Source organism: Pseudomonas sp. SMN11, from assembly GCF_052041945.1.
In the GTDB taxonomy this organism is placed as follows: Bacteria; Pseudomonadota; Gammaproteobacteria; order Pseudomonadales; family Pseudomonadaceae; genus Aquipseudomonas.
The window spans coordinates 22383-47807 of sequence record NZ_JBKGGW010000029.1 but is presented as its reverse complement, the minus strand read 5'-3'; the positions used below and the strand labels follow the sequence as shown (position 1 = coordinate 47807).

Here is a 25425-nt window from a genome sequence, read left to right as displayed (position 1 = left end):
GCGAAGCGGCCGGCTTAACGGCTCAGCGAATGTCGACGCGGTAGCGGAAGTGCTGCGCGTGGCCGCGTGAGCGGCGCCATTCCAAAGGTTTGCCGGCGTAATCGCGGGCCAGGCGCTCGATCACCACCACCGGGCTGTCGGCCGGCAGTTGCAACAAGCGACCATGGGCCGCATCGACCGCTTCGGCGGTCAGTGTCTCCTCGGCGTAGGCGACCACCTGACCGCACAGCTCCTCGTAGATCGGGTAGAGCAGTGGGCCTTTGCTGTCGAGCTCGATGTCGAGCAGCGGCTGGAAGGTCTGGCGCGGCAGCCAGATTTCCTCGGCGAGCACCGGCTGGGCGCCGAGCAGACGGGTACGGACAATGCGAATGACCTCGGCCTCGGCGGCCAGGCCCAGGGCCTGGGCAACGGCCGACGGTGCCGGTACCGGCTCGATCGAGAGGATGCGGCTTTCCGGCATCAGTCGCTCGCCGGTGGCGCTTTCGAAGCGGAAGAAGCGGAATAGCGAAGACTGGAATTGCGGGCGACGGATGAACGTGCCGCGGCCCTGCTGACGCTCGAGCACGCCTTCGGCGACCAGCACGTCCACGGCCTTGCGCACCGTGCCGACGGACATGTCAAACTCGGTAGCCAGGGCGGCTTCGGTCGGAATGGCTTCGCCCGGGCGCCAGCGGTTGTTGGCGATCTGCTCGATCAAGTGATCGCGCAGCTGTTGATAGCGTGGCAGTCGAGCATCACCGGACAGTGGGTGCATGGGTCGGCTCTCGTCTTGTTATGTAAACATATATATGAATTTTTCGGAGAGTATTCCCCGTGGGATAGGGGCTGTCAATCCTCCGCTGGTCGCCGATGCCGGCCTCACTTATCCTCAAGCATCGCAAAGACCCACAACAAGGACGTGGTAATGCTCGCCGCTCTGAAAGGCTACCCCGCCAGTGTCCGCTTGCTGCTGGCCACCACCTTCACTCTTACTGTAGCCAGGGCCCTCACCCTGCCCTACCTGGTGGTCTACCTGGCCGACAACTTCCAGCTGTCGGTCGGACAGATCGGCCTGCTGATCGGTGGCGCACTGATCGTTGCCTCGCTGCTGAGCCTGTACGGCGGGCACCTGGTCGACACCGTGCGCAACCACACCCTGGTCAGCGCCAGCACGCTGGTCTTCGCACTCGCCTTCGTGGCGGCCATCGCCAGCCGTTCGGTGTGGCTGTTCTTCACCTGCCTGGTGCTGATCAACCTGACCCTGGCAGTGGTCGACATCGCCGCCAAGGCCGGCTTCTGCGCGCTGCTGCCGGTGGAACAACGGGCCGAGGTGTTCGCCATCAAGTACACCCTGAGCAACGTCGGTTATGCCGTCGGCCCGCTGCTCGGCGTGGCCATGCTGGAACTGGACGATCACCTGCCTTTCATTGCCTCGGCGCTCACTGGCCTGGGCATGTGCCTGGCCTACTGGCGGCTCGGCGACCGGGGGCTACAGGCCAGTGCCCAGGAGCAGCCGGGCGTCGGGTTCAGCCAGGTGGCGCTGGGGCTGGCGCGGGACCGCCGGCTGGTGTGCTTCACCTTCGGCGGCGTGCTGAGCGCGGTGGTGTTCGGCCAGTTCACCGCTTATCTGTCGCAATACCTGGTGGTGACCAGCAGCGCCAGCGAGGCGGCGCGGCTGGTCGGCTACCTGGTGACCACCAACGCGGTCACGGTGATTGCCCTGCAGTACCTGATCGGCCGGCGCATTGGCCGCCAGCAGCTGATGCCCTGGCTGATGGCCGGCATGGCGCTGTTCATAGGCGGGCTGCTCGGCTTTGCCATGGCTGGGTCGGTCGTGGCCTGGTGTCTGGCGATGCTGGTGTTCACCCTGGGCGAGATGATCGTCATCCCTGCCGAGTACATGTTCATCGACCTGATTGCACCGGAGCACCTGCGCGGGGTGTATTACGGGGCGCAAAACCTGTCCAACCTTGGGGCAGCGCTGGGGCCGGTGCTGGTGGGGTTTGCTCTGGGCCGGTGGTGGCCGGGGGTGATCTTCTACCTGCTGGTGATGTCGGTGATACTGGCAGGGGTGTTCTACTGGATGGGTACCCGTCGGAATTGATGCTGTCTGCACTGGCCTCCTCGCGGGACAAGCCCGCTCCTACAGGTATTGCATTGGCCCTGGGACATGCGCAATACCTGAATGATGAGCCTGCGACGACTCGCCGCTGCGACCATTGTCGGCGCTGACGAACCGCCGCCCGCGTGCCAGACTGATTGATCGGGACCGCGTTATCTTTTTTGCTCCGGAGTTTTCATGTCGTTGTCCAGCGGGCTGATCGCCGTGGTCGCCCTGGCCTATATGGCCATCATGTTCGCCATCGCCTTCTACGGCGACCGCCGCAGCACGCCGTTGCCGCCGCGCCTGCGTGCCTGGGTGTACAGCCTGTCGCTGGCGGTGTACTGCACCAGCTGGACGTTCTTCGGCGCGGTCGGCCAGGCTGCCGAACAGCTCTGGGCGTTCCTGCCGATCTACCTTGGCCCGATCCTGCTGCTGATCTTCGCGCCGTGGGTGCTGCAGAAGATGGTGCTGATCAGCAAGCAGCAGAACATCACCTCGATCGCCGACTTCATCGCCGCCCGCTACGGCAAGTCCCAGTCCCTGGCGGTGGTGGTGGCGCTGATCTGCCTGGTCGGCGTGCTGCCTTACATTGCCCTGCAGCTCAAGGGCATCGTGCTCGGCGTCAACCTGCTGATCGGCGCCAACGCCGATGCTACCGGCACCCGTGTGCAGGACACCGCGCTGGTGGTGTCGCTGGTGCTGGCGCTGTTCGCCATCGTCTTCGGCACACGCAGCCTGGACGTCACCGAGCACCATCGCGGTATGGTCCTGGCCATCGCCTTCGAGTCGCTGATCAAGCTGCTGGCATTCCTCGCCGTGGGCGTGTTCGTGGTGTTCAACCTGTACGACGGCTTCGACGACCTGCTGACCCAGGCGCGACAGTCGGTGCAGCTGGACAGCTACTGGCAGGAAACCATCAACTGGCCGTCGATGGTGGTGCAGACCGCCGTGGCGATGATGGCGATCATCTGCCTGCCACGGCAGTTCCATGTCACCGTGGTGGAGAACATCGAACCCCAGGACATGCGCCTGGCACGCTGGGTGTTCCCGCTGTATCTGGCCCTGGCCGCGCTGTTCGTGGTGCCGATCGCCTTGGCTGGGCAGATGCTGCTGCCGGGCACGGTGATTTCCGACTCCTTCGTCATCAGCCTGCCGCTGGCCGAGGCGCACCCGAGCCTGGCCCTGCTGGCCTTCATCGGCGGTGCTTCGGCCGCTACCGGCATGGTCATCGTCGAGGCCGTTGCACTGTCGACCATGGTCTCCAACGACATGCTGCTGCCCTGGTTGCTGCGCCGCAACAACGCCGAGCGGCCGTTCGAGGCGTTCCGCCACTGGATGCTGTCGGTGCGCCGGGTGACCATCGTGGTGATCCTGCTACTGGCCTATGTCAGCTACCGCCTGCTCGGCTCCACTGCAAGCCTGGCCACCATCGGACAGATTGCCTTCGCCGCCGTCACCCAGCTGACTCCGGCCATGCTCGGAGCGCTGTACTGGAAGCAAGCCAACCGCCGTGGCGTGTTCGCCGGCCTGGCGGCGGGCATCTTCCTGTGGTTCTACACCTTGGTGCTGCCGATCATCGCCCATAGCCTGGGCCTGTCGCTGGGGCTGTTCCCGGGCCTGGCCTGGCTGCACGGCAACCCGCTCGACCTGCCGATCAGCCCCTTGACCCAGGGCGTGGTGCTGTCGCTGGCAGGCAATTTCACCCTGTTCGTGTGGGTGTCGATGCTGTCGCGCACCCGCGTGTCGGAACACTGGCAGGCTGGCCGCTTCATCGGCCAGCAGACCAGCGCCCGGCCCAGCAGCAAACCGCTGTTGGCGGTGCAGATCGATGATCTGCTCAACCTGGCCTCGCGCTTTGTCGGCGAGGAGCGCGCACGGCAGAGCTTCATCCGTTTCGCCTACCGCCAGGGCAAGGGTTTCAACCCCAACCAGAACGCCGACGGCGACTGGATCGAGCACACCGAACGCCTGCTCGCCGGTGTGCTCGGCAGCTCATCGACCCGCGCCGTGGTCAAGGCCGCCATCGAGGGCCGCGACATGCAGCTCGAGGACGTGGTGCGCATCGCCGACGAAGCCAGCGAGGTGCTGCAGTTCAACCGGGCCTTGCTGCAGGGCGCCATCGAGAACATCAACCAAGGCATCAGCGTCGTCGACCAGAACCTGCACCTGGTGGCCTGGAACCGCCGTTACCTGGAGCTGTTCAACTACCCCGAAGGGCTGATCAGCGTCGGCCGCCCGATCGCCGACATCATCCGCTACAACGCCGAGCGTGGCCTGTGCGGCCCTGGCGAGGCGCAAGTCCACGTGGCGCGGCGCCTGCACTGGATGCGTCAGGGCCGTGCCCACTCCTCTGAGCGACTGTTCCCCAACGGCCGGGTGATCGAGCTGATCGGCAACCCGATGCCCGGTGGCGGCTTTGTCATGAGCTTCACCGACATCACCCCGTTCCGCGAGGCCGAACAGGCGCTGCGCGACTCCAACGAAGGTTTGGAGCAGCGCGTGGCCGAACGGACCCACGAGCTATCGCAGCTCAACCAGGCGCTGTCGGAAGCCAAGAGCCAGGCCGAAGCGGTGAGTAAGTCCAAGACCCGCTTCCTGGCGGCAGTCAGCCATGACCTGATGCAGCCGCTGAACGCTGCGCGGCTGTTCTCCGCCGCCCTGTCGCAGCAGGCCGAAGGCATGAACGAAGAGGCCCAGCAGCTGGTGCAGCACATGGACAGTTCGCTGCGCTCGGCCGAGGAGCTGATCAGCGACCTGCTGGATATCTCGCGCCTGGAAAACGGCAAGATCACTCCCGACGCCAAACCCTTCGCCCTCAACGAACTGTTCGACACCCTGGGCGCCGAATTCAAGGTGCTGGCGGCCGAAAAGGGCCTGGAGTTCCGCCTGCGCGGCAGCCGCCTGCGGGTCGACAGCGACATGAAACTGCTGCGCCGGGTGCTGCAGAACTTCCTTACCAATGCCCTGCGCTACGGCAAGAGCCCGATCCTGCTGGGGGTGCGCCGCCAGGGCGAGCAGCTGTGGCTGGAGGTCTGGGACCGTGGCCCGGGTATTGCCGACGACAAGCTGCAGGTGATATTCCAGGAGTTCAAGCGCCTGGACAGCCACCAGACCCGCGCCGAAAAAGGCCTGGGCCTGGGCCTGGCGATTGCCGACGGCCTGTGCCGGGTACTTGGCCACAGGCTGGAGGTGCGCTCCTGGCCCGGCAAGGGCACGGTGTTCCGCGTCAATGTACCGATAGCCCACCAGGCCGCCGCAGCGCCGAGCGCCCCGGTGGAAGCCGCGAGCCAGCCGCTGGCCGGCTTGCAGGTACTGTGCGTGGACAACGAAGACAGCATTCTGATCGGCATGAACAGCCTGCTCAGCCGCTGGGGCTGCCAGGTGTGGACCGCACGCAACCGCGCCGAATGCGAAGCGCTGCTGGCCAAGGGCATGCGCCCGCACCTGGCGCTGGTTGACTTCCACCTGGATGACGGCGAAACCGGTACCGGGCTGATGGGCTGGTTACGTGCGCGCCTGGGCGAGCCGGTGCCCGGCGTGGTGATCAGCGCCGACGGCAGCAAGGAAACTTTGGCCACCGTGCATGCCGCAGGCCTGGACTACCTGGCCAAACCGGTGAAACCGGCGGCCTTGCGCGCCCTGCTCAATCGCCATCTGAGCCTGGTTCAGTAACCGCCTCGTCGGCCATTGCTTCATCTGAAAGTGCCCGCTCCAGCAACTCGGCCGGCAGGCTCTTGCTGGCCCGGGCCCCGAGCAGCTTGAGCTGTTCGCTGCGGCTGACCAGGTTGCCGCGCCCTTCGCACAGCTTGTTGCGTGCTGCGGCGTAGGCCTTGTCGACCTGTTGCAGGCGGTTGCCCAGTTCATCCAGGTCCTGGATGAACAGCACGAACTTGTCGTACAGCCAACCGGCACGCTCGGCGATCTCACGGGCGTTCTGGCCCTGGCGCTCCTGTTTCCACAGGCTGTCGATGACCCGCAGGGTGGCCAGCAAGGTGGTCGGGCTGACGATCACGATCTGCCGGTCGAACGCCTCCTGAAACAGGTTGGGCTCGGCCTGCAGGGCTGCCGAGAAGGCCGCCTCTATCGGCACGAACAACAGCACGAAATCCAGGCTGTGCAGGCCTTCAAGACGGTTGTAGTCCTTGCTCGAGAGACCTTTGACGTGATTGCGCAACGACTGCACGTGTTGCTTGAGCGCGGCTTCGTCGTTGCTGCCGACAAATTGCTGGTAAGCGGTGAGGCTGACCTTGGCATCGACCACCACCTGTTTGTCACCGGGCAGCATGATCAGCACGTCAGGCTGGAAACGCTCGCCATCGGCGCTCTTGAGGCTGACCTGGGTCTGGTACTCGCGACCTTTTTCCAGGCCGGCATGCTCCAGCACCCGCTCGAGGATCAGCTCGCCCCAGTTGCCTTGTGTTTTCTGCCCCTTGAGCGCCTGAGTGAGGTTGGTGGCTTCGTCGGACAGGCGCAGGTTGAGTTGCTGCAGGCGCTCCAGTTCCTTGCCCAGCGAGAAGCGCTCGCGGGCTTCCTGCTGGTAGCTTTCCTCGACGCGTTTTTCGAACGCCTGGATGCGCTCCTTGAGCGGGTCGAGCAACTGGCCCAGGTGCTGCTGGCTGGTCTGGGCGAAGCGCTGCTCGCGCTCGTCGAAGATCTTCGTGGCCAGGTCGGCGAATTGGGCGCGCAGGGTATCACGGGCCTCCTGGAGGTCTTCCAGGCGCTGCTGGTGGCTGTCCTGCTGTTCACGCAGCTCGGCCTCCAGGCGCGCGGTCTGGGCCTCCAGGCGACGCAGTTCGGCTTCGCGAGTGGCGCGTTCGAGGTGCCAGGCGTGGGCGGCATCGCGGGCGTTGTCGCGGTCGATCTGCAGCAGCTCCAGTTCACGGCCCTGGGCGGCCAGTTGAGTCTGCTTGACGGTGTTGGCTTCGCTGAGGTCGCTGACCTCGTCGCGGCTGGCGTCCAGTTGCGCCTGCAGGCCGGCCTGAGCCAGCTGCGCACTGCTCAGACGCTCCTCCAGCAGGGCCTGCTCGCCCTGGCGTGCGCCCTGACGGCGCTGTACCTGCATGACCCAACCCAGGCAAGGCAAGGCCCCTGCCACCAAGCCCAGCAGAATGCTGGTCAGATCCACTGTCATGCTTACCCCGATCACACTGTTGCGAGTTGAGTGCAGCTTATCAGTCTGCTGGGGCGGGCGCCTGTTCCGACGCGTCGGCCTGGAACAGCCGCGCATACTCCAGTTGCGCCTGTTGGTCCCCGGCCCGCGCCGCCTGGCGCAACAGTTCATGGCCGATGCGCCGGTCGCGGGCATTACCGCAATCACGGCAGAGCATCTGCCCTAACCGGCTCTGCGCCACCACCACGCCTTCACGCGCGGGCTGCTTGAGCAAGCGCCCGGCGATGTGCTTGACCTGCTGCTTCTCACCCAGGCGCGGGCTGTCGAGCAGCCAGAGGGCCACTTTCAGGGAGAAGCGTTTGGGCGAGGGGGCTGCTGAGGCAACTACGGGGCTGGCGAGGGGTTTACCGCGAAACTTCATGACCGACAGGGATGGCAACTCGAAAGGCGCGCCACTCTACTCCTTTTTTTCGTGCATGACGTGTCGATTTCCGGAGTATTGAAATTTTTTTTCGATGATTTTTTCTTGACGTTTCCGAGTGGATGACTGGCTAGTCGGCTGATGCCTGTCGATTGTCGGACAGTTCTCTAATTTGCTGGCACGCCCGTCCTAGAGCAAGCGCTCGGGACAATCCACAGTTCCTGTGGATAACTCGGTGGACAACCCCTCCAATGAGCCCTCAAACCCCCATGAAATGGGGCCTACAGTCAAACTGACGATTTTTTCACCAGCAAAAATTAGTGTTTTTTTTCATTGACTTAAGGTGCCAGTCAAGTCATTGGCGAGCCAGATCAGGGCTGTTGCCGGGCTGTTACAAGTCACGCCTCGAATGTGAACAAGTGCACCGAAAGCCTGCATTTGAATGCACGAAATTGGCACATCAGGCCGCTTGGAGGCCAGTTGCCCCCTCTTCCAATCAGGCGAAAGACACGCCATACTGCGCGGCTAACCTGAAGAAACGTACAAAGCTTGCAAAGGCCTTACAATTTCGGTAAAGTGCGCACCGTTAGTACCCAAGCTGAAAGTCAATTCTGGCCAGAAGCGTCCTTGCAGCCCATCGCTCTCCCGAACGATCGCTGCTGAAACCAGGACCGGCCCACTCGATGATTCACTCGCCAGCCCAGCGCTGTTCAAGCACGAATCAACCGGAAGATTGATCAGGATTCCACTCCGACGGCCTAGAACCTTGGCCCCGGTGTGCTGCCTGCCTTCTGAAGTACCTACCAGTCAGCCCAAGCGCCCACACTTTGATTGCGCTCTCTCTGGCTGCTTTGTTCCAGTCAGGTTCGTTCGTCCCTTCATAAAGGCGTCACTGGAACGTTTCTATCATGCACGGATCATATACCCCGTGTTTAAAGCAGGAACCTCCAACAATATGCAAACTCATCATCAAATTCAGGCTGCCATTGGCACCCTTTCCCAGGCCTTCTCGCCGTTGAAGTGCCTGATCACCGCCCCACGCAAGGGCAACTTCAGCTTCACCTTGGTGGACGAACACGGCGTCGCCTGCCATACCGAACGCCTGTACCCTGAACAGTACAGCCGCTCGGAACCGCTGCAGGCAGTGATCGCCCGCACCCGCCAATCGCTCACCGCGTGAGCGGCGAATATCGGGGTATTCAGAGGCTGAATGACACCTGCGACATGCTGCCTGATCGTTCTTGGCCTAAGTGCTGCAAGGCATATAGCGCTGGACGGCCGGCAGCAATCGATTTAAAAACAGCCCTTTACACCACGATTATCACACTACACTTCAACTCGAGCGGTCCTTACCGCTTCCGGCGGGCCTGACCAATTCACAGCTGCCAAGCTCCAGCGCCCGTCGGCCCTTTACTGCTCGAGGGCATCATGGGTATCGCGGCGAATGAATTGTGTCAGTATGTGATCCGACCAACCTTGGTCTATCTGAATCGTCACTGCGCCAGCGCCGAGGCCCTTCTGCTCGGTATCGCGGCCTCCCAATCGGCACTCGGTTCAGCCTTGCACGACCGTCGTGGCCACGGCCTTTACCGCATTGGCGAAAGCCGTCACCAGGCCGTCTGGGACCACTTTCTTGCTCGTGATCCGGAGCTGGCCAGCCTGGTACGCGGCCTAGCCAGCCAGCACGCCTTCCTCGGCGGGCCACACCTGGAACTGACGGTGAACCTGCGCTACTCCACCGCCATCGCCTGGATGCTCATCGAAGAGCAGGCCACTCCGCTGCCCGCGGCCGATGACCTGCTCGGCCTGGCCCGTATCTGGCGGCAGATTTTCCACCCTCAAGGTCGCCTGCGCGACTTCACCCAGGCCTGGCAATTGTGCGTTGAGCAAAAATTGCCGCAGGCATCTTAAGAAGCGTCCTACAACATTAACGGAAAAAAGGGAATTTTGGTCGGATTGTCCTACAAAACCGCCCTATCTCCTGTGATCCAGGCTATGGCGCGGCGCGTGATTTGTTGGTAGCTTTTCGCCCCGGAGATCACAAGGAGTTTCTAATAATGAAAAAAGCAATGCTCAAAACCTCCCTCGGTGTAGCCGTTGCCCTGGCGTCCAGCCAACTGTTCGCTGCCGGCTTCGCACTCAACGAACAAAGCATCAGCGGCATGGGTACCGGTTTTGCGGGCCGTTCTTCTTCTGCCGATGATGCCAGCACCGTGTATGGCAACCCGGCCGGCATGTCGCGCCTAAAGCGCCAGCAAGTGACCGTGGGCGGAGCTGCTGTAATTGCCAAGACTGATATTTCGGGCCCGGGGAGCAGCCCACTGCCAGGCGAAACCGACGGTGACATGGTGCCTACCGTTGGCGTCCCGATGGGCTACTACGTGAAGCCGATCGATGAGCACTGGAGCGTCGGTTTTGGTGTCTACGTCCCATACGGCCTGGTGACCGACTACGGCAGCGGCGACGCAGCTCGCTACTGGGGCAAGAAGAGCCACGTCGAGGTCATCACCTTCCAACCTACCGTCAGCTACGCCTTCAACGACAAGGTGTCGATCGGTTTCGGCCCGACCATCAACCGCATCAAGGGCGAACTGGGCTCGAATACCATCAACCGTTTCACTCCCGGAACCAACGACGGCGAAGTGAAGATCAAGGGTGACGATACCGCCATTGGTTACAACGTCGGTATCCTGGTACAGGCCACCGATCGTACCCGCGTCGGCTTGACCTACCACTCGATGGTCGACTACAAACTGGAAGGCGATACCAAAGTCAACAACGCCCTGATCGGGCCTTTCAGCGGCAGCAAGTTCGACGCTACTCTGAAAATCAAGACCCCTGAGTCGGTGGACTTCTCGGTCACCCACGAACTGGACGACCAGTGGACCTTGTATGCAGGCAGCACCTGGACCCGCTGGAGCCGCCTGAAGGACATCACCGTCAACAACGAAGTCCCGGCACCGCTGGCAGCCCAGTTCGGTACCATTACCGAAGAGCAGAACTGGCATGACACCTGGGCTCACGCCATCGGCGCGTCCTACAAGGTGAACAAAGAGTGGGTCCTGCGTACCGGCTTCTCCGTCGACCAGTCGCCAACCAACAACACCGACCGCTCGCCGCGCATCCCAACAGGTGATCGCAAGGCAATCAGCATCGGTGCCGGTTACAGCCCAACCGACGACATGACCATCGACGTGGCCTACTCCTACCTGTGGGAAGAGGACACCAAGGTCAACCTGGCCAGCCCCACCAAGGGTCGCTACCAGGCCAAATACGAGAACAGCGCTCACGGTATCGGTGCTTCCCTCACCTACCGCTTCTGATTCGTACCCGCCCCATCAAAAAACCGCCTTCGTGGCGGTTTTTTCATGCCTGCACTTGCCAGCTATCACCCAACGACTCACGGAGATAGTCCATGAACGCACGCACCTTTGCGGTCATGGCGAAACGGTCGGCCACGCACAGGTAGATATCCATTGGCTCGGTCTGGGCGTAGGCCTGAGCCCTGTCGCGGTATTCGAACAGCGGCACCAGTGCCCCCGAGGCCAGATGCGGCCTGACGATGAATTCGGCCAGTCGGGTGATGCCACCATCGTTGAGGGCCATCTGAGTCAGTGCATCGATGTCGTCACTGATCAATACGGTGCCGAATTCCGCCTCGAAACGCATGCCATCACGCACGAAACCCCAACGCAGGAAACGGCCGTCCACCGGATAACGGAAAACCAGGCAGCGATGATCCCGCAACACCTCCGGGGTGTTGGGCAAGCCAGCACTGGCGAGGTAACCCGGTGATGCGCAGCAGATGAACGGGATGCGGGCGATGTGCCGCGCCAGCAGCTGGTCTTCCAGTTGCGGGGTGATGCGCAGACTGACATCGACATCTTCGCGCGCGTGATTGACCTTGCGATCAGTCGTTACCAACTCTATCGAAAGCAGTGGGTAGCGGGCGCTGAAGGCCGGGATCAGCGGCGCCAGCACATGGCGACCAAAAGCAGAGGTCGAAGCGATGCACAGCCGCCCTTGGGGTTCACTGTCGGGTGTGGTGACCGCCTGTTCGGCAAGGGCCAGGTCGCGCTCGATGTGCCTGACCCGTTCGTAGTACTGGCTACCGGCAGGCGTCAGCGCCATGCTGCGAGTGGTACGGCTGAGCAGACGCACTTGCAGGTGCCCTTCCAGCCGCGCAAGGTTCTGGCTGACCGCCGCCGGGCTGAGGCCGAGGTTACGGGCCCCGGCGGCGATGCTACCGGCTTCGACCACCTTGATGAAGCTGCGGATGGCGTTGAGCAGATCCATGGCAAGCTCTTCGATTCGTAAGACTCTCTTTATAAAGAACTCAATCCAGCGGGTCTACAGCCGCTGCCGAAGGCATTGCTAACCTGCGCCCTCAGTCAACCTTCAGGAGATCGCATGAGCAATCTGTCCCACACGCGCAGCCGGCGCAAACTACGCCCGAGCGCTACGCCGTACGTGTTCGCGTTCTATATGTCATCAATCATGGCGCTGCTGATGTGCTTCGTGATCACTGCGGCGAATGCCGGGGTGAATCCGGAGTACTTGAGTAATGTGCTGAAGGCTTACCAGCTGGCGATGCCAGTGGCATTTGTGTGCGTACTGATGGTGAGGCCCGTGGTGCTGAAATTGGTGGCAATTACTGTTAATCCACACTAACCACCAAGCCGTTGCTTTTGCATTTGCTTTTGCTTTTGCTTCTGAGCGCGCGATAGTTCAGCAAACGCCGAATGCGACTTCAGGAGGCCGGAGCGAGGGAACCCCGGAGCGCAGCGCAGGGGCCGGATGATAGGAGCCAGCGTTTTTTGGTTACTTTTTGTCGCGTGGGCTTTGAAAAACGGTCAACATTCATTCGCCATGGTGGCGCCGATTCACCTTTTCGCCTTTACGGCGACCTACTTTTTGACTGGGCAAAAAGTAGGCAAAAACCCCCGCTCCCATCATCCGGCCCCTACGCTCCGCTCCGGGGTTCCCTCACTCCGGCGCCTTCCGGGCCCGCGCGGCCTACGACTTGCTGCGCAAGTCTACATCTCGCGCCTTCGGCTATGCCGAAGGGGTGCTACGCACCCTGGCCCTCCAGACGCCTGCGTTCGGCCTCCTGAAGTCGCACTTAGTGTCGCCTGGACTATCGCGCGCTTAGAAGCAAAAGCAGAGCAAAAGCAGAGCAAAAGCGAAAAGCCGCTCGCACTACGGATGCGAGGCTATCGCCTTCTCGATCGCGGCCCTGAAGGCGGGGTCATCGGGCTTGGTCAAGCTGGAGAAGTTGCCGATCACCTTGCCCTGGCGATCCACCACGTACTTGTAGAAATTCCACTTCGGCGCGCTGCTCTGGTGCGCCAGCTCGACAAACAGCGGTATCGCATCCTTGCCGCGAACCGGCTGGGTCTTGGTCATGGTGAAGGTCACACCGTAGTTGGCGTAGCAGACCTTGGCAGTCTTCTCGCTATCAGCGTCTTCCTGCTTGAAGTCGTTGGACGGCACACCGAGCATCTCCAGGCCCTGCTCGTGATACTCCTTGTACGTCGACTCCAGCCCCTCGAACTGCGGTGCAAAGCCGCAATAGCTGGCCGTATTGACCACCACCAGCGGCTTGCCGCCGAAGCGTTGGCACAGGTCGACCTGCTCCTTGCCACGCAATTCAGGCAAGCTGCCCTGCAACAGCGCCGGGCAATCGGCAGCCCAGCTGGAACTGGCAGCCAGCAGCGCCAGCAACGACATCGTCAACCAATGGGCACGCATCATTCATTCCTCCGGCAAGACTCTCCTCGAACTTGCAGGGTAGCGCTTAACAAACGCTCATGCCCAGCTGCATCAACGCCAACCCGCCCCGCTGCCAGCCCCAGCACGCCAGCACCAGCAGCAATGCCGCTGCCGCCAGCAGCAGCCCGCGGGCCAGGTAGCGGTTCATGCCGCTTGCACCAGCAAGCGGGCAACCGGCCGTTCACGTACCGGCCAATTAAGCGCGGCAGCCAGCACGCTGAGCAGAATCGAAATTTGCCAGATCAGGTCGTAGTTGCCGGTCTGGTCGTACACCACGCCACCCAGCCAGCCACCCAGGAAAGCGCCCAGCTGGTGGAACAGGAAGACAATGCCGCCGAGCATCGACAGGTTACGCACGCCGAAGACCGTGGCCACGGTGCCATTGGTCAAAGGCACGGTGGAAAGCCACAGTAGCCCCATGGCAATGCCGAACAGGTAGGCACTCACCTGAGTCACCGGTGCCCACAGGAACAGCACGATCACCACCGCACGCAGCAAATACAACGCGGTGAGCAGGCGTGGCTTGGACATGCGCCCACCCAGCCAGCCGGCTGTGTAGGTACCAACGATGTTGAACAACCCGACCAACGCCAGCACCGTGGTGCCGGTGGTCGCCGGCAGGTGCTGGTCAACCAGGTAGGCAGGCAGGTGCACGCCAATGAAGACCACCTGGAAGCCACAGACGAAGAAGCCCAGGGCAAGCAGCCAGAAGCCGGAGTGCGAACACGCTTCGCGCAGGGCCTCGCCCAACGTCTGCTCCGCACCATGACTGGGCAGCGGGCGGTCACGCAGGAGCCCGACAAAGGGCACGATCAACGCCACCAGCAAGCCAAGCACCAACAGCGCCGACGACCAACCCAGCCATTCGATCAGGCCAAGGGTGCCGGGGAGCATGGCGAACTGGCCGAAGGATCCGGCAGCGCTGGCGATGCCCATGGCCATGCTGCGCTTTTCCGCAGGCACGGCGCGGCCGACCACACCCAGGATCACCGAGAACGAGGTGCCAGACAGGCCGATACCGATCAGCAGGCCGGCACTGAGCGACAGCGACCAGGCCGAATCGGCGGTGCTCATCAACAGCAGGCCAGCAGCATAGAGAATGCCACCGATAATCACCACCCGCGCCGCACCCAGGCGGTCGGCCAGCGCACCGGCAAACGGTTGTGCCAGGCCCCAGATCAGGTTCTGCAGGGCAATGGCAAAGGCGAACACTTCACGGCCCCAGCCGAAGTCGGCGCTCATCGGCGCCAGGAACAGCCCGAAACCATGCCGCACACCCAAGGACAGCGCCAGGATCAACGCTGCCCCCACAAGCACCCACCCGCTGGTTCGCCACACCGAAGTCATTGTCGTTATCTCCAGCACATCGCAAGGTTGTACGGGTATATACCCGCTTCTAGTCGTAATGATTCAGGCAAGCCGCTCCAGCAAGCGCACAAGCTCGTCACGCTGCCCTTCGCCCAACTGCTCGACCAGCATCAATTGCGCCTGCTCCCACGCTGGATGAGCCTCTTGCAATCGTGCCGCACCCGTCTCGGTCAGCAACACCATACGGTTGCGCTGGTCATCGCCTTCGGCGAGGGCGACCAGGCCTTCGGCCTCCAGTACGCGCAAGTTACGGCCCAAGGTACTGCGCTCCAGGCCCATGGCCTCGGCGAGCGTGGTGATACTGGGACGATCGAGCCGTTGCAGGTGGCGCAACAGGGAAAACTGGGCGACATTGATGCCGAAGCCGGCAAGGGCCTCGTCATAATGCCGGGTCACCCCGCGGGCGGCGCGACGCAGGTGGGTGCAGATGCATTCACTGGTCAACATGGATACGTGTATATACCCGCACCCAGGGTGTTGCAAGAAGTTTCAGTCTGCAAGGCGTCGTCGAATCAGTTCGAATTCCGCTGTGGCCTTGCGTAGCAATGGGTCTGGAGCCCCCTGTTCTATCGCTTGCCAATACCGCCAAGGCACCTTTGCCGATCCCAGTTCGTAGTCCATGCCATCCCAGCTGTCTTCACGGAAGCTGTAGAACGCCCAGTGCAACCGATGCCGGTCCATGACTGAGAGGACGTCCTCCAGGTATTCACTGCAACCGGGCAGTCGGCGCATGCACCCGAACTCCCCCACGACCAACCGGGAAGCCGGCAGCTTCATTCGCTCCATCCAGGCCAATGGCAGGTTCAGATACTGACGAACCCGTTCGGCATCCCATTGCTGGGTCTCACCACCGAACGGCGCCGGGCCGGGGTAATCGATGGGATCTTTGCGCATCAGGTTCGGCGCGCTGGTAGCCGCATAGGGTTCATACATGTGCACGCTGTAGAGCACGCGATCATCCTGCAAGGGCGCTTGCCAGTAACTGAAGGCGTCGGCGCTGGCGAACCAGCCGGCGTCGACCATGATCGGGGTCTTGGCATCCACCTCGCGTATTGCCGCGATCAATTGTGCGTACAACGCCGGCAGGTCACGCGTCCCTCCCTGCGCCTGGGCGTACCATTGCTGCATGTGTTCAGCCGACGCGTGCTCGGCCAGGCCGCCAAGTTTCTCGGGAGCTGGTTCGTTGACCAAGTTGTAGGCGGCGATGGCAGGATGATCTTTCAGCTCCCGGGCCAGATCGCGCCAGAAGATGGCTGCTTGCCGTGCGTAACCGTTGTCTTGCCAAAGACGGTCATCGAACTGCCCCTGGTTGTTTTGCGACCAACGCATGCCGGGTAACGATAGGGGCGCAATGACCACCTTGAGCCCTGCCCTGTGCGCGCGATCCAGGGTATCGCGCAGTTGCTTGAGATCGGCGGCGGGCAACTGCTCATACCGGTCCGCATTGCCCAACAGGAAGTCACGCTGCGCCGGCTTCCACTTGTCGTAGGACAACCGCACCCAGCTCGCGCCATATGCACTCAACGCATCGAAGTAGGCCTGATCCGGCGGCAAGCGATTGAAGCTGTTGCCGCCGTGGCGCGGGGTGTTCCAGAAATCGATCAGGTCGGCTGCAGTGACGGAGCCACTGACGGTGACCATCAACAAGGCCAGCAGGAGTCTTCGCATTGTCCATTGCCTTAGCGGTGACAGAGAAACCGCGAGCATAGACAGCTGCAGAAAAGGCGTCATTTCCTGATTTTTTTCAGCATTTTTCTGCAATTCTGCAGCCAGTTTTATCCGAAAGGGTTTTCGTCAAGCACTGTAGGACTCTTCCTAAATCGCCAAGCCCAACAGCACAGCCAGCTCAAGAATCTCCAGCATGGCGCCTGCGGTATCACCCGTGGTCCCACCCAGACGCTTACACATCAACCGGCGTAGCCCGATGAAAACAGCCATCGCCGCCAGCATCGGCAAGATCGCGCGCGCGCCACCCACCAGCAAACACAACAGCAGACTGGACAGCAGAACCCACACGGCCGTACGCCGCGGCAAGTGCTCGGCCAGCGCCTGCCCCAGGCCCCCGCGGCGCACGTAAGGCGTGCAGAGAAACAACCCGAGCATCGCCGCCCGCCCCAGCACCGGCGCCAGCAGCAAGGCCTTGCCCGCGCCCTGCTCCACCAGCACCCACAGGGCACAAAACTTCAGCAGCAATACCAGCACCAGGGTAACCACGGCTATCGGCCCGCTACGCGGATCTTTCATGATCTCCAGCGTGCGTTCACGGTCGCCGAAACCACCCAGCCAGGCATCGGCACTGTCGGCCAGGCCATCCAGATGCAAAGCGCCACTGAGCAACACCCACAGCGCCAGCAACAGGGCCGCGTGCAACGGCGCCGCAGCCCCCTGCAGCAGGTAGTTGGCCAGCCACAGCAACAGGCCGAACAGCAACCCTACCAGTGGATAGCACAGCAACGAGCGGCCCATTTCACGTGGCTCGGGCATCCCCGGCAAACGCACCGGCAGGCTGCTGAGAAACTGCAGGGCAATCCAGAACGGCAGCATGTCAAAGCACCTCGTGCATCGCGCCACTCGCATCCACCGCCAAGCGCATCAGGGCGCCATGGGCAACCTCGACCTGCAGCAACTGCTCCTTGGGCAGCCCACGGGCACGCGCCAGCAGCAGGCGCATGACACCGCCATGGGTGACCAGCAGCACACGCTTGCCGGCATGCTGCTGGCGCAGACGCCCGACGGCAGAGAGCACACGCTCGGCAAAGGCAGCGACAGGCTCCCCTGCAGGCGGCGTATAGCTGTATGGATCGGCCCAGAAACGCCCAAGCTCGTCAGCCTGCGTTTGCATGATCTGCAAGGCACTGCACCCTTCCCACTCACCGAAATGCAGTTCTTGCAGATCGGCTTCAAGCTGAACTGGCATGCCCAGCTGCTCGGCAAAACGCGCACAGCGCTGCAACGGCGAACTCACCAGCACATCCCAGGGCCCTGCACCTGCCAGCGCGTCACGCATCTGGCCCCAGCCCTTGTCGGTCAAGGCATCGTCCAGGCTGCCACGCAGGCCACCGCCCTGCTCCGTTTCACCGTGGCGCAGCAGGTCGAGGATCATGCCGGGCGGTCCGCCACCGCCGCTTCGGCGAAGGTTGCCATCTGCCCGTGCAGGGTGCAGGCCAGACGCATCAGCGGGACCGCAAGTGCGGCGCCACTGCCTTCGCCCAGGCGCAGCCCCAACGCCAGCAATGGCTGGGCTTCCAGTGCCGCGAGCAGGGTCTTGTGCCCAGGCTCGGCGCCCTGGTGAGCGAACAGCAGCCAGTCACGGCTCTGCGGATTGAGGCGCACCGCCAGCAATGCCGCGACGCTGCAGATGAAGCCATCTACCAGCACGGCGATACCTTGCTGGGCGCAGGCCAGGTAGGCACCCGTCAGCGCAGCGATCTCGAAGCCGCCGACACAGGCCAGCGCCTGCAACGGCTGGTCGGCGCGCAGGCCGTGCAGCACCAGGGCGCGCTCGATCACTTCGGCCTTGTGGCGAACACCGGCGCTGTCCAGGCCGGTACCCGGCCCACTCAACTCTCGCGCCGGGCAGGCCAGCAAGGTGCTGGCCAGGGCGGCGGCGGCAGAGGTGTTGCCGATGCCCATCTCGCCACCGATGAACAGCTGCGCACCATTGGCCGCTGCGCGCAGGGCACTGTCGCGACCGGCCTGCAAGGCAGCCTGCAGCTGGGCATCGGTCATGGCCGGCTGGCGGGAGAAATTGGCGGTGCCGGCGCCGAGGCGCAGGTGCAACACCCCTGGCAGTTCCAGCAGAGGGTCGATGGTGCCGAGGTCGACCACTTCAAGGCTGGCCTGCAGCTGGCGCGCGAGCACGCTGATCGCCGCACCACCGCCGACGAAGTTGCGCAGCATCTGCCCGGTGACTGCCTGCGGGTAGGCCGAAATGCCCTCTTCGACCACGCCGTGGTCGCCCGCAAAAATGGTGATTGCGACCTGATCCAGGGATGGCCGCTCGCGGCCTTGCAGGCCAGCCAACTGCACGGCCAGGCCTTCCAGCTGGCCGAGCGAGCCGGCAGGTTTGGTCAGCTGCTGCTGACGGGCGCGGGCCTGGTCCATGGCGGCGTTGTCGAGGGGTTGGCAGGCTTCACGCCACCAGGCTTGGTTCATAGAGCGGGTCCTTTGAGCATGAGAGGTAGGCCAGCCACGGTCAGCACCACACGCTGGCAGCGCTCGGCAACAGCCTGGTGCAGCCAGCCGGCCAGGTCGACATAACGGCGGGTCAGCTCGCCCATGGGCACCACGCCCAGGCCGGTTTCGTTGCTGACCAGAATGAGGGTGCCGGGCAAGTGCTCCAGGCAGTCGAGCAGCGCATCGCGCTCTGCGGCCAGCCGCTGCGGATCGTCGAGCATCAGCAGGTTGGTCAGCCACAAGGTCAGGCAGTCCACCAGCAGGCAACGGCCTTCGGCGGCTTCTGCATCCAGCACTGCGGCCAGGGCCAAGGGCTCTTCGATCAGCCCCCAGTGTTCAGGCCGACGCTGGCGGTGCAAGCGTACGCGCTCGTTCATTTCACCATCGAGCGGCTCACTGGTGGCGATGTAGGTGACGGGCAGGCCGCTGTCGCTGGCCAGTTGCTCGGCCAGGCGGCTTTTGCCTGAACGGGCGCCGCCGAGGATCAGGTTGCGCATGTCAGGCGACTCCACACAGCGTGCGCAGGTGCGCGGTATCCAGGTGCGTTTCCACCAAGTCGGCCAGGCGCTCGATGTCACATTCGCGCAGGGCCTCGTAATCGATGGTCTGCACATTCTCCAGCCCCGCCCAGCGCAGCAGCGCGGCACACGACTGGCTGCCCTCGAACAGGCCATGCAGATAGGTGGCGAGGATCTGGCTATCGGCACTGACCGCACCGTCACAACGGCCATCGGCGAGCAGCACGGCAGGCTGCTCCAAGGCAGGCCCCGCGGTGACGCCAGCATGGATTTCATAGCCGGCGACCGGTGCAGCTTCCAGGTTCAGGGTCCCGGCCACGTTGCGCAGTTGCTTGTCGGCTTCGAGCACCGTCTCGTAATCGAACAGGCCAAGCCCAGGGCTGGAACCGGCGGCCCCCTCGAGGCCAAATGGGTCGTGGACTTCGCGACCGAGCATCTGCAGGCCTCCACAGATCCCGATCAGCTTGCCGCCATAGCGCAGGTGCCGCTCGATGGCCTTGTCCCAACCGCGCTCGCGCAGTTGCGCCAGGTCACCACGCACGCTCTTCGAGCCGGGCAGGATGATCAGGTCGGCGGCCGGAATCGGCTGGCCCGGGCCGATGAACTGCAGGTCGACCTGCGGGTGCAGGCGCAGCGGGTCGAAATCGGTGTGGTTGCTGATGCGCGGCAACACCGGGACGATCACCTTGAGCACACGATCCTGCTTGGCGCCCTGGCGGATGTCGATGCCATCCTCGGCCTCCAGATGCAGGTCGGTGACATAGGGCAGCACGCCCAGCACCGGTTTGCCGGTGCGTTGCTCCAGCCAGTCCAGGCCCGGCTGCAGCAGCGCAATGTCGCCGCGGAAGCGGTTGATGACGAAGCCCTTGATCCGCGCCTGCTCGCTCGGCGACAGCAGCTCGAGGGTACCGACCAGGTGGGCGAACACCCCACCACGGTTGATGTCGGCCACCAGGATCACCGGGCAATCGACCGCCTCGGCAAAGCCCATGTTGGCGATGTCACCGGCGCGCAGGTTGATCTCGGCCGGCGAGCCCGCCCCCTCGACCATCACCACGGGGTAGGCCGCGCTGAGGCGCTGGTGCGAGGCCAGCACAGCCTGCATGGCAATGGCCTTGTAGTCGTGATAGGCCACCGCGTTCATGCTGGTGACTGCACGACCGTGGATTATCACCTGGGCGCCCGTGTCGCTGTTGGGCTTGAGCAGCACCGGGTTCATGTCGGTGTGCGGTGCCAGCCGGCAGGCCTGGGCCTGCACCGCCTGGGCACGGCCGATTTCGCCACCGTCGGCGGTCACCGCGCTGTTGAGCGCCATGTTCTGCGGCTTGAACGGCACCACGCCAACTCCCTGGCGCAACAGCCAGCGGCACAGGGCAGTAACCAGCGTGCTCTTGCCGGCATCGGAGGTGGTGCCTTGCACCATGAGGGTGGTCATGCCGTCTCCTTCTGATAATCGGCCAAGGCTTGGGCCAGGCGCTGCTCGTCTGCGGCAGTTGCCGGCAAGCCAAGGCGCACGGCAGCCGGCTGTTCGAAAAGGCGCACAAGGATGCCGCGGCGGGCTAGAAAGTCATGCAAGTGGGCTGCACGTTCGCTGCGCACATACTGGAACAGGTCGCAGCCACCGCTGGGCGCCAGGCCACAGCCTTGCAGCAGCGTAGCCAGGCGTTGGCTGGCCAGGGCGCAGCGTTCGATCTGGGCCTGATGCGCCGCGTGGTCGGCGAAGCAGGCTTGCGCCAGCACCCGGGTCGGGCCACTGATGGTCCACGGTCCGAGCAACTCGGCAAGGCGCTGCAACAATGAGGGTTCAGCCACTACAAAGCCCAGCCGCACACCGGCCAGGCCGAAGAACTTGCCGAACGAACGCAGCACGATCAGGCCTGGAAGCTCGGCGCAATCCGCCACGCTGTGTTCCGGTGAGTTGTCCATGAACGCTTCGTCCACCAGCAACCAGCCACCCCGCTCCGCGAGCTGCGCATGCCAGGCCAGCAGCCGCTCACGTGACACCAGCCGTCCGGTCGGGTTGTTCGGATTGACCAGCACCAGCACGTCAAGCTGATCGAGTTGCGCCTCGACCTGGCTTTCATCCAGCTCGATCAGCTGATGCCCCGCCCGCTGCCAGGCATGCGGATGCTCGGCGTAGCATGGCGTCAGCACACCCACGCGCCCCAGCGGGCGCAACAGGGGCATGGCCTGGATGGCCGCCTGGGAGCCGGCCACCGGCAACAGTTGCCGCACGCCGTAATAGTGTCGCGCAGCGTCTTCGAGGCCGTCGTCGGCTTCAGGCAAGCGGGCCCAGGCGTCCAGCGGTATGGGGGGAATCGGGTAAGGCCAGGGGGCAATGCCACTGGACAGGTCCAGCCAGTCTTCGCGGGCGATTGCGTATTGCCGCACTGCCCGCAGCAGGCGGCCACCGTGTTCAAGCATTCAGATAGGCTCCCACGCAGATTAGCAGTACCCACAACCAGACACCACGCTGCACCAGGCTCCAGCCGCGCTCGACGGCATCGGCATCGGCCATCGGCCCTTCACCCAGGCGCGGGCGCTCGTGCAGTTCACCGTGGTACACCGCCGGGCCGCCCAGTTCGACACCCAGCGCACCGGCACCAGAGGCCATGACCGGCCCGGCGTTGGGGCTGTCCCACAGCGGCGCCTGCTTGCGCCAGCAGGCCAGGGCCAGGCGCGTCTCGCCCAGCAGCGCGTAGGTCAGCGCCACGAGCCTGGCGGGAATATAATTCAGCACATCGTCGATTCGAGCGGCGCACCAGCCGAAGCGCTCGAAGCGTGCATTGCGGTAACCCCACATCGCATCCAGGGTATTGCTCAGGCGGTACAGCACCACCCCCGGCGCACCGGCCACGACGAACCAGAACAGCGCGGCGAACACCGCATCGCTGCCGTTTTCCAGCACCGATTCGGTGGCTGCGCGCGCCACGGCAGGCTCGTCCAGTTCGCGGGTTTCGCGGCTGACCAGATAACCGACACGGCGCCGCCCCTCTTCCAGATCACCTTGGCGCAAGGCGTTGGCCACTGGCAGCACATGCTCGCCGAGGCTGCGCAAACCCAGGGCGCAATACAGCGCCAGCACGTCCACCAGCCAGCCGACATAGGGCAGCCAGGACAGGATCAACGCCAGCAGGGTCAGCGGCACCACGGCCAGGAACCAGGCACTCACGCCATGGCTGCGCCAGCCGCGCCCACCGGCATTCAGGCGGCGCTCCAGGCCTGACGCCAGGTTGCCGAAGCCCACCAGCGGGTGCCGGCGCTGCGGCTCGCCCAGCAGCGCATCGAGGGCCACACCGGCCACAGTCAGCAAGGCCACGCTCATGGGCGTTCTCCCCATTGGTTCTCGAACAGCATTTCACTCAAGGGGCGTTCTTGCGCCCATTTTTCCTGTACCAGCATCGGCTGTGTGTAGAACTCGCTGACTGGCCCCAGGCACAACACCGCCACTGGCTTGGCGCCAGCGGGCATGCCCAGCAGCGCGGCCAGGGCTGGCGGGTCGAAAAGCGAGACCCAGCCCAAACCCAGGCCTTCGGCACGAGCGGCCAGCCACAGGTTCTGGATGGCGCAGGCCAAGGAGGCCAGGTCCATCTCCGGCAAGGTGCGGCGGCCGAAGATGTGCGGCTCGCGGTTGTCCATCAACGCCGCGACCAGCACTTCGGCGCAGTCGCTGATGCCCTCGACCTTGAGCTTCATGAAGTCATCGGAGCGTTCGCCCAAGGCTTCGGCGGTGCGCACCCGCTCCTCTTCGACCAGGCCCTGAATACGCCCGCGCAGCTCGGGCTGGCTGATGCGGATAAAGCGCCAAGGCTGCATCAGGCCGACACTGGGCGCCTGGTGCGCGGCAGCCAGCAGGCGGCCGAGCAGCTCGGGCGCGACCGAGCCACCGGCAAAGTGGCGCATGTCGCGGCGCTCACCGATGGCACGGTAGATCGCGGCGCGCTCGGCGGCGCTGTAGGCGTGATCGCTCATGGCCGCAACAGCGCCGCCGCCGCATCAGGGTTGGACGGGAAGTAGAAGTGCACGTAGGAGGCGGTCAGCCTGCCCAGCCGATACACCGCTTCGTTGCCGCGCCCGCCATTGGGGCTCAGGCCCCGGGCGATCGGTTCCAGTTCGGTGGTCGTCAGCGAGTGGTGATAGGTATGCCCGCGCAGGGTGCCTTCCGGCAGCTCCACAGCTTGTAGGGCCAGAGCCGCCAGGCGCTTTTGCATGGCCGCCTCGCCCGGCAGCAATCCCAGCAGTTCGGCACGCTCGCCTGCGACATCGGTCAGTGCATCGAGCAGATAGAGCATGCCGCCGCACTCGGCCAGCAATGGCTTGCCCTGGGCGTGATGGGCACGGATCGCTTCGCACATCGGCGTATTGGCTGCCAGTGCGTGATGATGCAGTTCCGGATAACCACCTGGTAGATACAGGCTGTCCACTGCCGGTAACTCACGGTCGTGCAGCGGCGAAAAGAACGCCAGCTGTGCGCCCAGGTCGCGCAACAGATCCAGGTTTGCACCGTAGGTAAAGGCGAAGGCTTCGTCTCGCGCCACACCAATGCGCACACCGCTCAGCGACGCAGCGCACGGCTGTGGCTCAGGCGCGGCAAACGCTACTGGCGGTGGCAAGGCAGCATCGCAGCTGGCACCGAGGGCCTCGGCAGCGGCATCCAGGCGGGCATCCAGGTCGTTCAGTTCGCTGGCCTGAACCAGCCCCAGGTGGCGGCTGGGCAGCTCGATGCCGCGCTCGCGGGACAGGCCGCCATACCAGCGCAGGCCTTCGGTCAGGCTGCCTTCGAGCAATTGCGCGTGACGCAGGCTACCGACCCGGTTGGCCAGCACGCCGGCGAACGGCAGGTCGGCCTGATAACGCGCCAGGCCCAGGGCCAGAGCGCCGAAAGTCTGGGCCATGGCCGTGCCGTCGATTACCGCCAGCACCGGCACGCCGAAATGGCGGGCCAGATCGGCGCTCGACGGAGTACCGTCGAACAGGCCCATCACCCCTTCGATCAGAATCAGGTCGGCTTCTTCTGCCGCTTGCCACAGCAGGCGACGGCTTTCTTCGGCACCGATCATCCACAGATCGAGCTGGTACACCGGCGCCCCACTGGCCCGCTCCAGGATCATCGGGTCGAGGAAATCAGGGCCGCATTTGAACACCCGGACCTTACGCCCAAGGTTGCGGTGCAAGCGCGCCAGAGCCGCAGTCACGGTGGTCTTGCCCTGGCCAGAGGCGGGTGCGGCGATCAGCACCGCCGGGCAACTGCGCGTTTCACTCACAGTTCGACGCCCTTCTGCGCGCGAATACCGGCCTGGAAAGCGTGCTTGAGCATGCCCATTTCAGTAACGGTGTCGGCCAGCTCGATCATTTCCGGCTTGGCTGCGCGGCCAGTGACGATCACATGCTGCATCGGTGGCCGGGCCTGGATGTCACTCAGCACCTGGTCAAGGTCGAGATAGCCGTGCTTGAGCGCGATGTTAAGTTCATCGAGCACCACGAACTGCACGCTCGAGTCTTGCAGCAGCTGGCGCGAGACCGCCCACGCCGCTTCGGCGGCGGCGATGTCGCGTTGGCGGTCCTGGGTCTCCCAGGTGAAGCCCTCGCCCATTACGTGATAGCGCACCTGCTCGGGGAAGCGGCGGAAGAACAGCTCTTCGCCGGTGCTGTTGCGGCCCTTGATGAACTGCACCACGCCACACTGCATGCCGTGGCCCAAGGCGCGGGCAAGCATGCCAAAAGCCGAGCTGCTCTTGCCCTTGCCGTTGCCGGTGAGCACCAGCAGCAGGCCGCATTCGTTAGGGGAGTTGGCAATGCGCTCGTCGATGACCGCCTTCTTGCGCTGCATGCGCGCCAGGTGGCGTTCGTCGCGTTCGGTGGATTCGCTCATGAAGGGTTCTCCGCAGGCTGGCGCCACGTGAACAGCGGCGACAGGGAATAGGCGGGCAGACGGAGAACGCGCAGGCGCCATGGCCGGAGCCACGGTGAACCGCGC

At 63.8% G+C, this 25425-nt stretch carries 25 protein-coding genes; 6 read left to right on the top strand and 19 right to left on the bottom strand.

From position 1 onward, the window contains the following. Positions 1–22: 22 nt before the first annotated feature. Positions 23–754: a GntR family transcriptional regulator gene (locus ACLEJU_RS21230; RefSeq protein ID WP_435423806.1), complete on the bottom strand. Its 732-nt coding sequence runs from the start codon at positions 752–754 to the stop codon at positions 23–25. A gap of 150 nt (positions 755–904) precedes the next feature. On the opposite strand from ACLEJU_RS21230, the gene ACLEJU_RS21225 reads away from it, so the two are divergent. Beyond that, the gene (locus ACLEJU_RS21225; RefSeq protein ID WP_435423807.1) at positions 905–2083 is read left to right on the top strand and encodes an MFS transporter; all 1179 of its coding nucleotides are present in this window, start codon (positions 905–907) and stop codon (positions 2081–2083) included. A gap of 195 nt (positions 2084–2278) precedes the next feature. Further along, positions 2279–5755, top strand: a complete 3477-nt coding sequence (locus tag ACLEJU_RS21220; protein WP_435423808.1) for a hybrid sensor histidine kinase/response regulator — start codon at positions 2279–2281, stop codon at positions 5753–5755. On the opposite strand, the gene rmuC is transcribed toward ACLEJU_RS21220, so the two are convergent. Together rmuC and ACLEJU_RS21210 are read right to left on the bottom strand one after the other, a co-directional pair. After that, positions 5727–7100 (bottom strand): DNA recombination protein RmuC, encoded by a 1374-nt coding sequence (gene rmuC, locus ACLEJU_RS21215; RefSeq protein WP_435423838.1) that lies wholly within the window; start codon positions 7098–7100, stop codon positions 5727–5729. The genes ACLEJU_RS21220 and rmuC overlap by 29 nt on opposite strands. 154 nt (positions 7101–7254) lie before the next feature. Next, a complete protein-coding gene (locus tag ACLEJU_RS21210) occupies positions 7255–7614 on the bottom strand; it encodes a sel1 repeat family protein (protein WP_440776743.1) in 360 nt (119 codons plus the stop codon). 955 nt (positions 7615–8569) lie between these two features. Here ACLEJU_RS21210 and ACLEJU_RS21205 point away from each other — a divergent pair. The 3 genes from ACLEJU_RS21205 to ACLEJU_RS21195 all read left to right on the top strand — a co-directional run bounded on the left by ACLEJU_RS21205 (position 8570) and on the right by ACLEJU_RS21195 (position 10937). Continuing rightward, positions 8570–8794: a hypothetical protein gene (locus tag ACLEJU_RS21205; protein ID WP_012313162.1), complete on the top strand. Its 225-nt coding sequence runs from the start codon at positions 8570–8572 to the stop codon at positions 8792–8794. A 248-nt stretch (positions 8795–9042) separates the two neighbouring features. After that, on the top strand, positions 9043–9525 hold the full coding sequence (locus ACLEJU_RS21200) for a hypothetical protein (protein ID WP_435423809.1): 483 nt from the start codon (positions 9043–9045) through the stop codon (positions 9523–9525). Positions 9526–9671: 146 nt separating this feature from the next. After that, on the top strand, positions 9672–10937 hold the full coding sequence (locus tag ACLEJU_RS21195) for an OmpP1/FadL family transporter (protein ID WP_435423810.1): 1266 nt from the start codon (positions 9672–9674) through the stop codon (positions 10935–10937). Positions 10938–10980: 43 nt separating this feature from the next. On the opposite strand, the gene ACLEJU_RS21190 is transcribed toward ACLEJU_RS21195, so the two are convergent. Then, on the bottom strand, positions 10981–11910 hold the full coding sequence (locus tag ACLEJU_RS21190) for a LysR family transcriptional regulator (protein WP_435423811.1): 930 nt from the start codon (positions 11908–11910) through the stop codon (positions 10981–10983). Positions 11911–12024: 114 nt separating this feature from the next. Here ACLEJU_RS21190 and ACLEJU_RS21185 point away from each other — a divergent pair, with 114 nt between their 5' ends. Beyond that, positions 12025–12285 (top strand): DUF2798 domain-containing protein, encoded by a 261-nt coding sequence (locus tag ACLEJU_RS21185; protein ID WP_435423812.1) that lies wholly within the window; start codon positions 12025–12027, stop codon positions 12283–12285. Positions 12286–12813: 528 nt separating this feature from the next. Here ACLEJU_RS21185 and ACLEJU_RS21180 read toward each other — a convergent pair. From ACLEJU_RS21180 to cobO, 15 genes are all read right to left on the bottom strand, one after another. Beyond that, the gene (locus ACLEJU_RS21180; RefSeq protein ID WP_435423839.1) at positions 12814–13365 is read right to left on the bottom strand and encodes a glutathione peroxidase; all 552 of its coding nucleotides are present in this window, start codon (positions 13363–13365) and stop codon (positions 12814–12816) included. A gap of 46 nt (positions 13366–13411) precedes the next feature. Further along, a complete protein-coding gene (locus tag ACLEJU_RS21175; RefSeq protein WP_435423813.1) occupies positions 13412–13534 on the bottom strand; it encodes a hypothetical protein in 123 nt (40 codons plus the stop codon). After that, entirely contained in the window at positions 13531–14733 is a 1203-nt protein-coding gene (locus ACLEJU_RS21170; protein WP_435423814.1) for an MFS transporter, read from the bottom strand. Before ACLEJU_RS21170 ends, ACLEJU_RS21175 begins: the two co-directional genes overlap by 4 nt. 63 nt (positions 14734–14796) lie before the next feature. Next, positions 14797–15201: a MarR family winged helix-turn-helix transcriptional regulator gene (locus ACLEJU_RS21165; RefSeq protein ID WP_435423815.1), complete on the bottom strand. Its 405-nt coding sequence runs from the start codon at positions 15199–15201 to the stop codon at positions 14797–14799. A gap of 42 nt (positions 15202–15243) precedes the next feature. Further along, the gene (locus tag ACLEJU_RS21160; protein WP_435423840.1) at positions 15244–16356 is read right to left on the bottom strand and encodes a glycoside hydrolase family 5 protein; all 1113 of its coding nucleotides are present in this window, start codon (positions 16354–16356) and stop codon (positions 15244–15246) included. A gap of 213 nt (positions 16357–16569) precedes the next feature. Next, positions 16570–17298, bottom strand: a complete 729-nt coding sequence (locus tag ACLEJU_RS21155; protein ID WP_435423816.1) for an adenosylcobinamide-GDP ribazoletransferase — start codon at positions 17296–17298, stop codon at positions 16570–16572. A gap of 1 nt (position 17299) precedes the next feature. Further along, entirely contained in the window at positions 17300–17857 is a 558-nt protein-coding gene (gene cobC, locus ACLEJU_RS21150) for an alpha-ribazole phosphatase family protein (protein ID WP_435423817.1), read from the bottom strand. Next, positions 17854–18909: a nicotinate-nucleotide--dimethylbenzimidazole phosphoribosyltransferase gene (cobT, locus tag ACLEJU_RS21145; protein ID WP_435423818.1), complete on the bottom strand. Its 1056-nt coding sequence runs from the start codon at positions 18907–18909 to the stop codon at positions 17854–17856. Before cobT ends, cobC begins: the two co-directional genes overlap by 4 nt. Next, positions 18906–19427, bottom strand: a complete 522-nt coding sequence (gene cobU, locus ACLEJU_RS21140; protein ID WP_435423819.1) for a bifunctional adenosylcobinamide kinase/adenosylcobinamide-phosphate guanylyltransferase — start codon at positions 19425–19427, stop codon at positions 18906–18908. The genes cobT and cobU overlap by 4 nt, the downstream gene beginning before the upstream one ends. A 1-nt stretch (position 19428) precedes the next feature. After that, positions 19429–20883, bottom strand: a complete 1455-nt coding sequence (locus ACLEJU_RS21135) for a cobyric acid synthase (protein ID WP_435423820.1) — start codon at positions 20881–20883, stop codon at positions 19429–19431. Then, positions 20880–21872 (bottom strand): threonine-phosphate decarboxylase CobD, encoded by a 993-nt coding sequence (gene cobD, locus ACLEJU_RS21130; protein WP_435423821.1) that lies wholly within the window; start codon positions 21870–21872, stop codon positions 20880–20882. The genes ACLEJU_RS21135 and cobD overlap by 4 nt, the downstream gene beginning before the upstream one ends. Further along, positions 21865–22773, bottom strand: coding sequence for an adenosylcobinamide-phosphate synthase CbiB (gene cbiB, locus ACLEJU_RS21125; RefSeq protein ID WP_435423822.1), 909 nt, complete (start codon positions 22771–22773; stop codon positions 21865–21867). The genes cobD and cbiB overlap by 8 nt, the downstream gene beginning before the upstream one ends. Beyond that, entirely contained in the window at positions 22770–23420 is a 651-nt protein-coding gene (gene bluB / locus ACLEJU_RS21120; protein ID WP_435423823.1) for a 5,6-dimethylbenzimidazole synthase, read from the bottom strand. The genes cbiB and bluB overlap by 4 nt, the downstream gene beginning before the upstream one ends. Further along, entirely contained in the window at positions 23417–24712 is a 1296-nt protein-coding gene (locus ACLEJU_RS21115; RefSeq protein WP_435423824.1) for a cobyrinate a,c-diamide synthase, read from the bottom strand. The genes bluB and ACLEJU_RS21115 overlap by 4 nt, the downstream gene beginning before the upstream one ends. After that, on the bottom strand, positions 24709–25320 hold the full coding sequence (gene cobO / locus ACLEJU_RS21110) for a cob(I)yrinic acid a,c-diamide adenosyltransferase (protein WP_435423825.1): 612 nt from the start codon (positions 25318–25320) through the stop codon (positions 24709–24711). The genes ACLEJU_RS21115 and cobO overlap by 4 nt, the downstream gene beginning before the upstream one ends. Between the last annotated feature and the right edge of the window lie 105 nt (positions 25321–25425).